At 61.0% G+C, this 16,908-nt stretch carries 1 protein-coding gene; it reads right to left on the bottom strand.

Annotated features, from left to right (window positions below):
* Positions 1 to 82: 82 nt before the first annotated feature.
* Positions 83 to 16,798 (bottom strand): non-ribosomal peptide synthetase, encoded by a 16,716-nt coding sequence (locus tag CBW65_RS18040; RefSeq protein ID WP_232463551.1) that lies wholly within the window; start codon positions 16,796 to 16,798, stop codon positions 83 to 85.
* Positions 16,799 to 16,908 lie beyond the last annotated feature (110 nt).

The raw sequence follows: 16,908 nt of genomic DNA, 5'->3' as shown, positions 1-16,908 counted from the left end.
CTCTGCAAAAACTTGAATATATTAAATGAAAGTGTAAATGAAAACGCAGAAAAGCACCCCTGATGGAGTGCTTTTCTTTGCTTTATGTCGTTTTGATTGTCAGGAGCTTGCGTTGCAAAATGCGGCCCAGCTCTTGCACATGAGGCGCTTGGAGCATGGTGAAATGGTTGCCCCCAATGCGGTGGATTTCCACTTCATCGGCCAGCTCGCTCCAGCCGTACTCGCCCGATTCGGCGTTGTCCGCCTGAATCAGCAGCAGATGCTCTGCGCTGCGCTCAGGTACATAGCGGTTGAACGCCAGGTAGTTGCTGCTGAAGACGCTGAGCAAACGCTTCAAGTCCTGAAGTTCAAGGTCGGACGACAGCACCTGATGCTGGTGAGCCAGATCGAGCAGCGCGGACAAGGATTCTTCTGACGGCGACAGATCGATCTGCGGCAACCGTTCGAGGTCGAGTCCATGCTGTCCTGCGAGGTCGCGGGCAAAGGCAAGGAGCAGATCCCTGCTGTCCATCTCGCGCTGGTAGGCGGCGAGCGGTGCCCGCGTGTCGATCAAGGCGAGCAGTTCGACCGCTTCGCCCAGCGCCCGCAGTTGGCGTGCCGTCTCATACGCGATGGCGCCGCCGATCGACCAGCCGCCAAGGCGGTAGGGCCCGGTCTGCTGCACGGTGCGGATCGCCGCGATGTACTCGGCTGCCATCTCCTCCATCGTCGCCAGCGGTGCGCCGAGATCATCGAGACCTCGCGCCTGCAGGCCATATACCGGCTGCTCTGCGCCCAGTGCGCGGGCGAGATCGAAGTAGGCGAACGCGCTGCCCCCGACCGGATGAATCAGGAACAAAGGCTGCACGGCCGCGTCCGGCAGACCCGGCTGGATCGTGACCAGCGGCGTGGCAGGCAGTTCCTGCCCGCCTTGGCGCAGGCGTGCGGCGAGGCTGCGGATCGTCCCTTCGCGGAAGAAGACCGACAAGGGCAGTTTGTGTCCAAATTTCTTTTCGATCTGCGCGACCAACCGGACGGCCAGCAGCGAGTGACCGCCGACGCTGAAGAAGCTGTCGGTGACGCCAAATTCGCCATGGCCAAGCATGCCGCTCCAGATCTGCACCAGTTCCAGCTCGAAGCGGTCTTGCGGCGCGGCGTATGCTTCCAGGCGCTCGAAAGTGATCGCCCGGGCGGCCAACGCTTTGCGGTCGACTTTGCCGTTCGGGTTGAGCGGAAGTTCATCCAGCAGCACAAAGGCGGCTGGAATCATGTGGTCGGGCAACGTCTGCTTGAGGTAGCCTGCCAGCTCAGCTGCGCTGAGCTCCGCATCCCCTTCGGCGGTCACGTAGGCGGCGAGGCGTTTGTCCCCCGCTTCCACCCGGACGACGACCACCGTGTCGCGTACAGACGGATGCTGGGCCAGCGCCGCTTCGATCTCGCCGATCTCCACGCGGAACCCGCGGATTTTCACCTGATTGTCGATCCGCCCGATAAATTCCAGCTCCCCGTTCGGCATCCAGCGCACCGCATCGCCGGTGCGGTACAGCTTGCCATCGCCAAACGGATTCGCAACAAATTTCTCGCTGGTCAACTCTGGCCGTTTCAAGTAGCCGAGCGCCAGTCCGTCGCCGCCGGTGTACAGCTCGCCCGGCACACCGATCGGCACGGGCTGGCCGTTACGATCCAGCACATAGACGGTCGTGTTGGCGACCGGAGCGCCAATCGGGACAGAAGTTCCGATCCGGCTCGGGTCGGTCACTTCGTAACAGGTGGTGAACGTGGTGTTTTCGGTCGGGCCGTACGCGTTGAACAGGCGACCGTCAAAGTGAGTGAATGCTTTTTGCGCATGCGGCACAGACAGCACGTCGCCGCCGGTGAGCACTTGGCGCAAGTTGCGCAGCCCTTCCGGATGGTGTTCGACCATGCTGTGGAACAGCCCGGTCGTAATCCACAGCACGGTCACGCCATGCTGTTCGATCACAGCGCCTAGATCGGCCAGCGTGGCCTGATGCGGCGGGAAGATCGCCAGCTTGCCGCCGTTGAGCAGCGCGCCCCATATCTCGAACACCGACACGTCGAACGCGATCGGCGAGAACTGCAGGAAGATGTCGTCCGCCGTAAACTCCGTGTACCCGACTTCGCGCACCAGCCGCACGATCCCGCGATGCGGCACGACAACGCCTTTTGGCCGGCCGGTGGAGCCGGAGGTGTACATGACGTACGCCGCGTCGTCTTTGCTGACCGCTGCTGCCAGATTGTCGCCCGACTCCTCGGCGAGCGTCACATCGGTGTCTACATAGATGGAAACGGCTCCATGCTGCGGCAGTTGCCCGGACAGCCGCTCCTGGGTTAGCAGGACGCCAACTTGCGTGTCTTCGAACATGTAGAGCAGACGGTCTTGCGGATAGGTCACGTCAAACGGCACAAACGCTGCGCCCGCCTTGAGAATGGCGAGCATCGCGACGATCAGCTCGGTCGAGCGCTCCATGGAGATCCCGACCAGTCCGCCCCGCTCCACGCCGAGCTTTTGCAAACGGCGGGCGAGGCGGTTGGCCTGCTCGTTAAGTTCGCGGTAGGACAAGGTCACTTTTTCAAAACTCAGGGCGGCGGCGTCCGGCGTCATTGCGGCGAACTGCTCGACCAGCTCATGCACGGTCAAATCGCGCGGGTAGTCGGTCTCGGTTTCGTTCCATTCGATGAGTAGTTGGTCGGCTTCCGCTGCGGTCAGCATCGGCAGGATGCCAACCGGCTGGGCCGGGTCGTTGGTCAGGCCTTCGAGCAGCGTGGTGAAATGCCCGGCCATGCGCTCGATGGTGGCCGTGTCCCACAGATCGGTGTTGTATTCGAACGAGCCTTGCAGCCCCGCTTCCGTTTCGGCCATCATCAGCGACAGGTCGAATTTGGCGGTGCTGTTTTCCAGCGGCACTCCGGTCAACGTGAGACCGGGCAGTTCCATCCCCGCGCTTGGCGTGTTTTGCAGGACGAACAAAGCTTGGAACAGCGGCGTGCGGCCTAGTTCGCGGTCCGGCTGCAGTTCGGCGACCAGCATTTCAAACGGCACGTCTTGGTTGGCGTACGCGTCCAGCGTCGTATGTTTCACGCGCTGCAACAGCTCGGCAAAGCCGGGGTTGCCCGACAGATCGGTGCGCAGCACAAGCGTGTTGATGAAAAAGCCGATCAGCCCCTCGATCTCTTTGCGGTTGCGTCCGGCAATCGGCGAGCCGACCACGATGTCCTGCTGCCCGGAATAGCGGGAGAGCAGCGTTTGGAACGCAGCCAGCAGTGTCATATACAGCGTCGCCCCTTGCTGACGGCTCAATTCGCGGAGGGCATCGGTGAGCGGCGACGGGAGCGCAAACGCGCATTTGGCTGCGTTTGCTGTCGCCGCGACCGGGCGCGGACGGTCGGTCGGGAGTTCCAAGACCGGCAGTTCGCCGCCGAGCTGGTTTTTCCAGTAGCCGAGCTGCTGCTGCATCGCTTCGCCTGCGAACAGTTGGCGCTGCCAGCGCGAGTATCCGGCGTATTGGATCGGCAACTTCGCGAGCGGCGACGGTCGGCCTTGCCGGATTGCGTCATACAGCGCGGCCAATTCGCGGATGAAGACGCTCATCGACCAGCCGTCCGAGATGATGTGGTGCATGAGCAGGAGCAGCAGGTGCTCCTTTTCCCCCAGTTTGTACACATGCAGGCGCACCAGCGGCCCGTGTTCCAGATCGAACGGGCGCTGCGCTTCGGCATGTGCCGCTTGCAAGGCGTGCGCTGCTTCATCCGCTCTGCTTTGCAGGTCGGTGATCAGCAGCGGGAGTTGCAGTTCTTCGAGCACTCTCTGCTCCGGTTCGCCGTCGCGGGACGTGAAGACGGTGCGCAGCGACTCGTGGCGGTTGACCAGTTCAGCAAGGCTCTGTTGGAGCGCTTCGAGGTCGAGCGGACCGTCGAGGCGCAGCAGGTTGGCGATGTTGTAAGCGGACGAACCCGGCTCCAACTGATCGATAAACCAGAGGCGCTGCTGAGCAAACGAGAGCGGTGCAACTTCTGTGCTTGCCCCGGTGAACGCGGACAGCTCCGGCCCCGCCGCAACGCCAGGCTGCATATGATCTATGCGCACGGCGAGCGTTTCAAGGGTCGGCGCTTCAAACAGCGCCCGCAGCGGCAGTTCGACGCGGAACGTCTCGCGAACACGGGAAGCCACTTGGGTGGCCAGCAGCGAGTGCCCGCCGATTTCAAAGAAATTGTCATCGCAGGAGATCTGCTCCCGGCCGAGCAGTTCCTGCCACAGCAGGGCCAGCGTCTGTTCGGTTGCGGTCTGCGGCGGCAGGTATTCACGCCCTCCGAGGCTGTTTGCGTCCGGCTCAGGCAATGCGCTGCGGTCGACTTTGCCGCTGGCGTTGAGCGGCAGGATATCGAGTTGCAGGAAGCAAGACGGCACCATGTAGTCGGGCAGCGACTGTTGGAGAGTGGTGCGCAACTCCTGCGGGGTTACTTCCGTACCCCCTGTCCCGACATAGTAAGCGGCGAGCCGCTTTTGGCCCCGTTTGTCGGTGTGCGGCACCACGACCGCTTTTTCCACCTGCGGGTGGCGGGTCAGGGCGGCTTCGATCTCGCCGGTTTCCACGCGGAAACCGCGAATCTTCACCTGATGATCGAGGCGGCCGAGGTATTCGATCCGGCCGTCCGGAAGCCAGCGCGCCAGGTCGCCCGATTTGTACAGGCGCTCTTCCGGATCGATGTGATACGGATGCGGGATGAAGGCTGTTTCCGTCAAGTCCGGGCGGTTGTGGTACCCGCGCGCCACCCCCGGCCCGCCGATGTGCAGCTCGCCCGGCACGCCGACCGGAACGGGCTGCAGATGGCGGTCGAGAATGTAGACATCACAATTGGCAATCGGACGTCCGATATCGGGCGTGCGGGAAGCGTCCGGGTTGACGGAGACTGTCGCTTCGATCGTCGCCTCTGTCGGGCCGTACGCGTTGATGAAGGTGCGTCCGGGCTTGATCCAGCGGGCTGCCAGTTCGGCCGGACACACTTCTCCGGCGGAGACAACCGTTTGCAAGGACGGAAGATCGTGCTCCGGCAGCAAGGCCAAGACGGACGGCGTAAGCGTCACGTCGGTGATCCCCCGCTCGCGGATCAGTTCGCTAAGCCCCGCCCCCGGCATCAACTGCTCTTGAGTTGCCAGCACCAGCGTCGCGCCTGAGGTCAGCGCGGTGAAAATCTCCATGACCGACGCGTCAAAAGACGGCGAAGCAAATTGCAGCATGCGGCGTCCCGTGCCGATCTGGCGCAGCTCGGCATGATGGCTGACCGCATGGCAAGCTCCGTAGTGGTGGAGCAGCACGCCTTTCGGACGGCCTGTCGAGCCGGAGGTGTAGATGACATAGGCGAGTTGCAAGGGAGCAAGGTCGAGATACAGATTCTCGCGGCTCTCCCCTGCAATTTTTGACCATTCTGCATCGACAGCGATCACCTCTGCGCGGTGCTCAGGCAAGGCGGTCAGATGGCGCTCTTGGGTCAAAAGCAGGGAGGCTCCCGAATCGCTCAGCATGTAGCGTAAGCGTTCCGCCGGAACGGATGGATCGAGCGGCACATATGCCCCGCCCGCCTTTTGCACCCCGAGGATCGCAATGATCAGTTCTGGGGAACGATCCATCAGAATGGCGACCAACTGCTCTTCTTGCAGGCCCTGTTTTTGCAGTCTATGCGCCAACTGGTTGGCTTTTTCGTTCAATTCTCGGTAGGTCAGCGTCTGCTCGTTGAACCGCACGGCCAAGTCGTCCGGCGTGCGCTCCGCCTGCTCTTCGAACAAGCTATGCAAGAACGTATATTCCGGGTAGTTGCCCATGGTGCTGTTCCATTCCTGCAGGATCATTTGCTCCTCTTGCGGCGTCATCAGCGGCAAGGCTGCAATGGCGGTGTCCGGGTTCTCTGTGATGACGGCGAGCAGTTGGCTGAAGTGTGCAGCCATGCGCTCGATCGTCGTTCGGTCAAACAGGTCGGTGCGATATTCGAACTTGCCGGTCAGACCCTGCCCGCTTTCTGTCACCATCAGCGTCAGTTCAAATTTGGAAGCTATGCGGTTCGATTCGAGCGGTGTCAGTGTCAAATCGGACTGCAACGATTCAGCTTCCGGCGTATTTTGCAGCAGGAAGGCGACTTGGAACAACGGACTGCGGCTCAAGTCGCGTTTCATGCCAAGTTCGTCGATCAGCATTTCCAGCGGCAGGTCTTGATGTGCGAACGCGCCAAGTGCGGTCGCACGCACCCGCTGCAGCAAGCTGCGGAAACTCGGGTTGCCCGACAAGTCGGTGCGCAGGGCGAGCGTGTTGACGAAAAAGCCGATCAAAGGCTCGATCTCCGCCCGGTTGCGTGCAGCGACCGGCGCGCCAAGCACGATGTCCTCTTGCCCGCTGTAGCGGGACAGCAACGTATTGAACGCCGCGAGCAGGGTCATATACAACGTCGCGCCTTCCCGTTGCGACAGGTCGAGCAGCGCATCGCGGAGCGAACCCGGCAGTTGGAAACTCACCATGTCTCCGTCAAAACGCTGCACCGCCGGGCGCGGACGGTCTGCAGGCAGGTCAAGCACGGGGATGTCCCCTGTGAACTGCTGCTTCCAGTAAGCAAGCAAAGCTTCTTTGGAAGCGCCTTGCAAGTGCTCCCGTTGCCAGACTGCGAAGTCGGCGTATTGAATCGGCAGCTCTGCAAACGGCGATGGCAGCCCTTTTTGGAAAGCGGTGTAAATCGCAGTCAACTCCCGCCCGAACACGCCAAACGACCAGCCGTCGGCGATGATGTGGTGGAAGGTGAGCAGCAGCACATGCTCCGCTTGCCCCAGCTTGATCAGCACGGCGCGAAGCAGGGCGTCCGTCGCCAAATCGAACGGCGTGTTCACTTCGCGGGCGGCCAATTCGTCGATTTGGGCGTCGCGCTCCGCAGCCGGCATGTGTTGCAAGTCAAGGTGCAGCAATGCTTGGGCGCGCTCGGCGGCGATCACCTGCACCGGCTGACCGGCTGCGGTATGGAAATTGGTGCGCAGCACTTCATGGCGGGCGACGATCTCATCGATCGTCCGCTCCAGCGCTGCCGTGTCCAGCGCACCGGAGATCCGCACCGCGTACGGGATGTTATAGGCGATGCTGCCCGGGTCAAGCTGGTCGAGGAACCAGAGTCGCTGCTGGGCAAATGATAACGGCAATCGGGTCGCAGCGTCTCGCGGTGCCGGAGCAATCGGCTTCCCTGTCTGCGCACCTGGCGCTTGCCCCTGCTGATACCGCTCCATCTCCGCCGCCAGTGCGGCCACCGTCGGACGTTCAAACAGGCTGCTCAAGGGCAGTTCCGCTGCGAAGCGCTGGCGGATGCGGGAGACGACCTGTGTGGCTTTCAGCGAGTGACCGCCAAGCGTGAAGAAATTGTCGTGTACGCCGACCCCATCCAGTTTGAGCACTTCGCAGAAGATCCCGGCCAGTTTTTCTTCCACTTCGTTGCGCGGGGCGAGAAAGCTGTCTTCGTTTCCGCGCCCTCGCTCCGGCTTCGGCAGCGCCTTGCGGTTGATTTTGCCGTTGGCAAGTCGCGGCAGTTCATCGAGGAACAGGTAGATACCCGGCACGACCGCCGCTGGCAGATAGCGCCCCAGATGGGCGCGCAGATCGACAGCTGTCGCGTCTTGTCCCGTTTTTAACACGCTGTAGGCGGCGAGCTCGGTCTGGCCGCTCTCGTCTTTCCAGTCGATGACCGCACAGGCGTCGACAGCGTCATGGCGCAGGAGTGTGGCAGCCACTTCCTGCAACTGCACCCGCACGCCTCGCACTTTGACCTGATCGTCCATGCGGCCGAGGATTTCCAAGCTGCCGTCCGGGCGGTAGCGACCTTTGTCGCCGGTGAAATACAACAGATCGGACGTGTCGTGCGGTCGGAACGGGTTGGGTTGGAACTGCTTGTTTTCTTCCGGCGCGTTGATGTAGCCGAGCGTGCGGAACGGCGTGCGCAACACGATCTCACCGCTTTCGCCGATGCCGGCGAGCTGTCCGTTCGCGTTCCACACGAGCGCCTGCGTTTGCGGGAACGCAACGCCTGCCGGTTGGATGCCTGCGACCGGCTGTTCCGGCACGACGTAGAAGCATTTGACCATCGTGGTTTCGGTTGGGCCGTACAGATTGATGATCTCCCCCAGCTCCGGGAACGCGTTGCGCAGGCGGCGGACCAGCACGTCGGTCAGCGGTTCGCCTGCGAGGAACAGATGGCGCAAGGAACGCAGGGTGATGCCGTCCGGGTGATCGGCCGCCCACGCTTGAGCGACCGACGGGACGGTGTGCAGCACTGTAACGCCGGTCTGTTCCAGCCACGGCAGGATCACATCGCCGCCAAGATCGTCCAGCTCGTCGGGCAGGCAAAGCGTTGCGCCGCTGGTCAGCGGTAAGAACACATCGCGCAGCACCGCATCGAACGACAGGTGGATCAACTGCGCCACACGGTCGCTTGGCCCGATGTCAAACGTTTTGCGCTGCCAATCGAGGAAGTGGTTGAGCCCTTTGTGTGTGCCCAGAACACCTTTGGGCAGACCCGTTGTGCCCGATGTGAAGAAAATATAGGCCGGGTCATCTGGCGACAACTCGGGAAGCGTCGTGCCGACCGATCCTGATCTGTCGGAAGAGCTGCCCGTCTGCGGGTCGACCTTCACGATGTCAAAGTTTCGGAATACCGAATGCCAGTCATTCGGCATCTCTTCTCCGCTGATGAGGAGCAGATGCTGAGCGTTAGACTGCTCAACCATCAACTGTTGACGAGCAAGCGGCAGATGACGGTCGACCGGCACCAGCACACCGCCGCTAAACAGCACGGCCAGCATGGACACGACCAACCCGTAACTGCGAGAACCAGCCACCGCGACAGCCTCTCCGCGCCGGACGCCGTTTGCTGCCAATTCGCGTGCCAGTTCATGTGCCCGCTCGCGCAGATCCGCGTACGACCACTGCTGTTCGCCCTGCGCGACTGCCGTTTGATCCGGCGTATCGGATGCCCATGTTTCGAACAGCTCCCTGACAAACGGGTACTGCAGGGTCTCAAGCGATATTGACAGGTCCGGAAGATGCTGACGCGTCTCGTCTGTGCGCAGACTGTACGCGCCAATCGCGCAGTCCGCATCGGCCAGCGCCTGTTGCAACAAGAATTCGAACTGCTGCATGAAAACATCCATGCGCTCCTCTGAAAAACGTTCCGCCTGATACACCAGGCGCAAGAGCAATCGCTCGTCCTGCTCCGTGATATACAAGGTCATCAGGAATTTGGAAGCAGGATCTTCCTCCTGCTGGACGGCAGCAATGGTCAGTCCGGGAATGGACAGATCGCGGGTGCTTGGCGTGTTGACAAAGTTGATCATGATGTCAAACACCGGGTTGCGGTGCAGGTTGCGGTCAGGCTGGATCTCCTGCACGATTTTTTCAAACGGCACCTCCTGGCAGGCATACGCCTCCAGCGTTGTCTCGCGCACGCGGCCCAGCAGTTCACGGAACGTTGGCGCGCCGGACAGATCGGTGCGCATCGCCACCGAGTTCAAGAACAAGCCGATCATCCCTTCGGTCTCCACCATTCCCCGGTTGGCGACAGGAGTCCCCACGATGATATCCTCCTGCCCGCTGAGCCGGGCAAGCAGCGTTTTAAAAGCGGTGAGCAGCGTCATGTACGGTGTCGCCTGCTCCTGCAAACTCAACGCTTTGACTTCTGCTGTCAGCGTTTCGGACAACAGCACCGTGCAGTGTCCGCTGCGGGCGCTCTGTTTCGCTTCCGCCTCGCGATCCATGGGAAGTTCTAACACAGGGAGATCGCCGCCGAGCTTGGTTTTCCAATAGGAAAGCTGCTCGGCGAGCGTATCCCCTTGCAGCCACTCGCGCTGCCAGTTCGAGAAGTCGGCAAACTGCAGCGGGAGTTCCGGGAGCGGTGACGGCATGCCTTGCGAAAATGCGGCATAGAGGGCAAGAAACTCTCGTGTCAACACACTGCTGGACCAAGCATCAGAAATGATATGGTGCATGTTGATCAGCAGCGCATGCTCCTGCGCGGCCATGCGGACCAAGGTAGTGCGCAGCAACGGCCCTTGCGCCAAATCGAACGGGCGCAGCGCGTCTTCCTCCGCCAAAACACGAAGTTGCTCCGAGCGGTCTTCCCTTTCCGAGAGATCATAGAATTGCACGTTCATTTCCTCGTGTGGTGCGACCACCTGCATGACCTGCTCGTCGACCACGCGTAACGTGGTGCGCAGCGATTCGTGACGGCGGGCGAGCTCGTTGAAACTGCGTGTCGCCGCGTCCACGTTCAGCTCCCCGTGCAGCATCAGCGCGATCGGCATGTTGTACGCATTGCTGCCCGGCGTCAGTTGGTCGAGGAACCACAGACGCTGTTGGGCATAAGAGGCCGGGGACATCGCACTGCGTCTGCCGGTTGTAGCAACCAAAGGCGGCGCGGGTCTGACAGAACCTTGTTGCTGCACAATCCCTTCGGCCAGCGCCGCGACCGTCGGCCGTTCGAACAGCATGCGCAACGGCAGTTCCACTTGCAGCCCGCGACGAATCCGCGAGACCAGTTGCGCCGCGATGAGGGAGTGACCGCCGAGGGAGAAAAAGTTGTCGTGGATGCCAACTCGTTCCACCTTGAGTACTTCCGCGAAGAACCCGGCCACTTTTTCCTCAATCGGGTTGCGCGGCGCAGCAAAACCGACTTCAGATCCGCTGGTACGCTTCGGCTCCGGCAGCGCTTTACGGTTGACTTTGCCGTTCGCAAGGCGGGGCAGTTCGTCAAGAAACACAAACGTGCCCGGCACCATCGCCGCAAGCAGACGGCTCTGCAAATAGGTGCGCAGGTCCATTTCGGTCGCCTGTCCGCCCGGTTTTTGCACGATGTAGGCCGCGAGTTCGACCTGCCCCGCTTGGTTTTTCCAGTCGAGGACGGTGCAGGCGTCGACCGCGTCATGGCGCAGGAGCGTAGCGGCCACTTCCTGCAAGTGCACCCGCACGCCGCGCACTTTGACCTGATCGTCTGCACGCCCGAGAATTTCCAAGCTGCCGTCCTGGCGGTAGCGCCCTTTGTCGCCGGTAAAGTAGAGCAGATCGTCCCTATCGTGCGGACGGAACGGGTTCTGCTTGAAGCTCTTGTGCTCTTCCGGCGCGTTGAGATAGCCAAGCGTTCGGAACGGCGTGCGCAAAACGATCTCGCCGCCTTCGCCGATGCCTGCAAGCTGCCCGGCTGCGCTCAGGACGAGCGCCTGCGTCTGCGGCAAGGCCTGTCCGACCGGCTGAATGCCTGCCTGCAGTTCTTGCGGGACGACGTAGAAGCATTTGGCCAGAGTTGTTTCGGTCGGTCCGTACAGGTTGACGATCTGCCCGGACGCCGGGAACTCTGCACGCCATTTTTGCACAAAGACGTCGGTCAGCGGCTCACCGGCCGGGAACAGCAGGCGCAGAGCACGCAGCGAGACGCCTTGCGGAAGGTCGCTCAGCCAGGTCGAGGCCAGAGACGGCACGGTGTGCAGGATCGAGATTCCTTCCCGTTCCAGCCACGGCAAGATCGCATCGGCGCTCCAATCATCGGTCGCGTCCGGCAAGCAGAGCGTCGCCCCGCTGGTCAGCGGCAGGAAGATGTCGCGGAGCACCACGTCGAAGGACAGATTGGTCAGATGGGCGATGCGGTCTTGCGGACCGACGGCAAACTGTTCGCGCTGCCAGTTCAGGAAGTGGCTCAAGCCCTGATGCGTACCGAGCACGCCTTTTGGCATGCCGGTTGTGCCCGATGTGAAGAAAATGTAGGCCGGGTCGTTTGGAGACAGCTGTGGCAGCACGGTGTCAGCAGGTACCGATTTTTCGAAAGTTCGACCCGTCGAGCCGTCGATGTACATGATGTCAAAAGCCGCCCAGTCAGCAGCATGAACTGCATCGCCGACCGCAAGCAGATACTTCGCTTGTGACTGCTCGACCATCACCTGCTGGCGATCATAAGGCAGCTGTGCATCAACCGGCACCAGAACACCGCCGCTGTTCAGCACACCAAGCATGGCGGCGACAACACCGAAGCTGCGCGTGCCGATGATCGCGACCGCATCGCCGCGCTGCACACCGCTTGCCGCCAAGAGGCGAGCCAGCTCGCCGGCCCAGTCGTGCAGTTCCTGATACGTCCACACCTGCTCCCCTTGCACCACCGCAGGCTGCTCTGGCGCACACGCAGCCCATTTTGCAAACAATTCGCCGACAAGCGGATACGACGACTCATCAATCGGAAGGCTCGGGTCGGGCAATATGGCGCGGACAGCCGGAGTGAGCAACGGGTACGCGGTGATCTCGCAATCCGCATTGTCGGCCACCTGCTCCAGCAGCGTTTGGAACTGCTCCATGAACGTCCCCATCCGCGCTGGAGAGAACTGCTCCGCGAGATAGACGAGGTTCAAGTGGAACTGGTCGTTTACTTCGGAGATGTACAAGGTCATCAGGAACTTGGACGCCGGATCTCTGTCGCCGTCCATTCCGGAGATGGTCAGGCCCGGCAGCGTCAATTCGCTGTCCGGGGTGTTGATGAAGTTGATCATGACGTCGAACACCGGATTGCGGTCTAAGTTGCGGTCGGGCTGAATCTCTTCCACGATCTTTTCAAACGGCACCTCTTGGCGGGCAAACGCCTCCAAAGCCGTCTCGCGCACACGGCCCAGCAAATCGCGGAACGTCGGAGCGCCGGACAGGTCGGTGCGCAGAGCGAGCGTGTTTAAGAGCATGCCGATCAGCCCTTCGGTCTCGACCAGACCACGCCCGGCGATCGGAGTGCCCACGATGATATCGTCCTGTCCGCTCAGGCGGGCGAGCAGCAGTTTGAACGCGGCGAGCAGGGTCATGAACGGGGATGCGCCTTCCTCCAGGCTGAGTTTTTTCAGCTGTCGGGTCAGGTTTTCCGAGAGCAGGACGACCTCTTTCGCGCTCTGTGCTTGGTTCGGTTCTGCGGAGCGGTCGGTCGGCAATTCCAGAACGGGGAGCTCGCCGCTGAGCTTCGTCTTCCAGTAGTCCAACTGTTCGCGCAAGACATCGCCTTGCATCCAGCCGCGCTGCCAGATCGCATAGTCGGCAAACTGCACGGGCAGATCGCCGAGCGGCGAAGGCAATCGCTCCGAGAACGCACCGTACAACGCAGCGAACTCGCGGATCAGCACGCCCATCGACCAGCCGTCGGAGATGATGTGATGCATGTTGACGAGCAGCGCGTGCTCTTCGTCGCCAAGCCGCACCAGCGTGGCACGCAAGAGCGGTCCCTGCTGCAGGTTGAAAGGAGCGGCGGCGTCCGCATCTGCCAAACGCCTCAGCTCTGCTTCCCGCTCCGGGTGTGTGGACAGATCGATCTGCTGCACATCGAACGCTGCATCCGGCGCGATCACTTGAATAACTTGCTCCCCATCCTCTTGGAAGGTGGTGCGCAGCGACTCGTGGCGGCGCACGATCTCCTGGAAGCTTTGGCGCACCGCATCCGCATTCAGCACACCGTGCAGTTTCAAGGCGGCCGGAATGTTGTACGCGCTGCTGCCCGGCGTCAATTGGTCGAGGAACCACAGGCGCTGTTGGGCATACGACAGCGGGATTGCGCCACCGCGCTCAGCTTGCACGAGTGGAGGCATCTGCACAGCGGTGATGCCCGGTTCTTCTCCTGTCACGAGCTTGGCGAGCCCGGCGACGGTCGGGTGTTCAAACACCGACCGCAGCGGCAGTTCTGCCGCAAACGCGTCGCGGATGCGGGATACGAGACGCGCGGCGAGCAGGGAATGGCCGCCAAGATCGAAGAAATGGCCGTTTGCGCCAACTTGTTCGAGACCGAGCAGTTCAGCGAAGAGCAGCGCCACTTTCCCTTCTGTATCACTTCGGGGCGCAACATACTCCGCCTCCGGATCAAGTCCGCTCTCCGGCGCCGGCAATGCACGGTAGTCAACCTTTTGATTGGCGTTGAGCGGAAACTCTTCCATGGCCGCAATTGCGCCCGGCACCATGTAGCCCGGCAGTTGCTCCTGCAGGAAAGCACGGACATCCGCTGTCGACGCGCCTGCATCCGGGTCGAGAATCACATAGGCGACGAGGCGTTTCACCCCCGGCGCGTCCTCGCGCACCATCACGACCGACCGCCTGACAGCCGGATGCTGGTCAAGCACCGCTTCCACTTCGGCGACTTCGATGCGGTACCCGCGGATTTTGACCTGCTGGTCGATGCGGCCCATGAACTCCAGCGTGCCGCTCGGGAGCCAACGCGCCAAGTCGCCTGTGCGATACAAGCGCTCGCCTGGGCGGAACGGGCTCGGCACAAATTTTTCTGCTGTCAGTTCCGGCAGATTGAGGTAGCCAAGCGCCACCCCTTCCCCGCCGACGTACAGTTCCCCTGTGACGCCGATCGGCATCGGCTGCATGAGACTGTCCAGCACATAGACGATGGTGTTGCTGATCGGACGCCCGATCGGCAAGCTCAGGCCCGCATCGTCAGCCGCCGACACTTCATAGGCGGTGGCGGCGGTGGTGACTTCGGTCGGCCCGTACAGGTTGAAAAATGGAATGCCCAGCTGCTCCACAACTTTGATCGCATGCGGCGCAGAGATCGCATCACCGCCCGATGCGAGCAGCCGCAAGCCGCGCAGACCGTCAAGAGCGGTATCCACGATCTGGTGAAACAGCCCCGCCGTCACGAACAGCTCTGTCACCCCATGCTCTTGTACCGCTTGCCCAATCTCTTCGACAGACGCTTGATACGGCGGATAGACAAACAGCGTCGCCCCGTTCAGCAGCGCGCCCCAAATTTCCAGCGTCGACGCGTCAAACGAGATCGGGGCGTATTGGAACAGCACATCGTCTTCCGTGACCGGCATCGCCGCCGTCGGCCCATACGCCAAACGCACAATGCCGCGATGCGGGATCAAAATGCCCTTCGGCTTGCCCGTCGTGCCGGATGTATACATCACATACGCCACACTGTCCGGGGCGGCGTGCAAGGAAAGGTCGCATCCACTCTGCCCTTCGATCTCACGGAGGATCGCTGCGTCATCCAGGCACACCATCCGCGCATCATGAGCAGGCAGACTATCGGCCAACCGCCCGATGCTCACCACCGCCGTCACGCCGGTGTCTGCCAACATGTGTGACAGCCGCTCCGCCGGATAGGAGGTGTCAAAAGGCACATATGCGCCGCCGGCCTTGACAATCGCCAGGATGGCAACATAGAGCTCCACCGAGCGCTCCATCGCCAGACCCACGAGTTGGCCCGGTCCGATCCCGATGTGCTGGAGATAGCGCGCCAAGCGGTTGGCACGCTCGTTCAGTTCGCGGTAGGAAATCCTTCCCCCCTCCAACAGGAGCGCCGTCTTATCAGGCGTTCTCACCGCCTGCTGCTCAAACAAGGCATGCACAGGAAGCGCAGGTAGTTCTGTGTCTGTGAGGTTCCACTTCACGAGCAGTTGATGCTGCTCCTCCGATGTCAAAATTGGCAACGCTGCAATCTGCCGCTCCGGCTGCTCGGCAATGGCGACGAGCAGTTGCTGGAAATGTTCGCTCATCCGCAGCATGGTCGCTTCGGCAAACAGATCGGCATTATATTCGAATGTCGCATGCATGTGCTCTTCCCATTCCTGCATTAGCAGCGTGAGGTCGAACTTGGCCTCTTCCAACTCCACAGGGACCGTCTGGAACGTGATGCCTTCCAGTTCCAAGCGGTTCGATGGGGTATTTTGCACCGCGAACATCACTTGGAACAAGGGCGAATGGCTCATGTTCCGCTCTGGCTGCAGATCGGCGACCAGCATCTCAAACGGGACATCCTCATGGGCGAATGCATCCAGCGCGGTTTCCTTGACCTGTTGCAGCAGTTCAGAAAAGGTCAAGTTTCCCGACAAGTCGGTGCGCATGACCAGGGTGTTGACGAAAAAGCCAATCAGCGGGTCCAACTGCGCGTTGTTCCGTCCAAAAGTCGGTGTGCCGACCAACAGATCGGTCTGCCCGCTGTAGCGGCTAAGCAGAACATTAAAGGCAGCCAGGTACACCATATAAGAAGTCGCACCTGCACGCCTGCCGACCGCCATCAATCGATCATGGACCCCCTCGGGCAGTTTAAAATGGAACTGACGTCCGCGATGCGTCTGCACCGCAGGGCGCGGAAAGTCGGTCGGCAACAGCAGCACGCTGCGGTCTCCCCCCAGCTTCTGCCGCCAGTAGGCCATTTTTTCCTCCAGCACCTCGCCTTGCAGCGTATCGAGTTGCCAATACGCGAAGTCAGCGTATTGAATGGGCAGTTCCGGCAACGGAGAAGGGCGACCGCTTGCAAACGCCTGATACAAGGCACCAAGCTCCTGAATCAGCACGTTTTGCGACCAGCCGTCTGAGATGATGTGGTGCAGCGTCAAGACCAGCACATGCTCTTCCTCACCCGTCTTCAGGAGCAGCAGGCGTGAAAGCGGTCCTTTTTTCAAATCAAACGGACGGGAGCGTTCTTGAGCAGCAAGGGCTTGCATCTCCGCTTCTACATCCTCTGCGCCTCGAATGTCCATTTGTCGCAAAGGCAGCGGTCTCGCTTCCTTGATCACCTGAAACAGTTCGCCGTCGTATTCGGCAAACACCGTTCGCAGCGACTCGTGGCGGAAGATGATCTCCTGATAGCTCGCTTCCAGGGCCTGTACGTTCAGTTTTCCGATCAGACGCATCACCAAAGGCATATTATAAAGAGCCGTTCCCGGTTCCATCTGATCGATGAGCCACAGCCTTTGCTGGGCAAAAGACATCGGCATCTCAATATCTGCAACCGTATCGTCATACCAAAGCTGATTCTCCATCTCTAACACCTATATCGCACCTCCATAAGAGAAATAATTCTAAATGAAAATAATTTATCACCTTACTTACAAGTACGACATAAGGACTGATGTTCCCTATGTAAAACTTG

It is taken from the genome of Tumebacillus avium (assembly GCF_002162355.1).
Taxonomy (GTDB): domain Bacteria; phylum Bacillota; class Bacilli; order Tumebacillales; family Tumebacillaceae; genus Tumebacillus_A; species Tumebacillus_A avium.
This window is presented reverse-complemented; position numbering and strand designations above follow the sequence as displayed.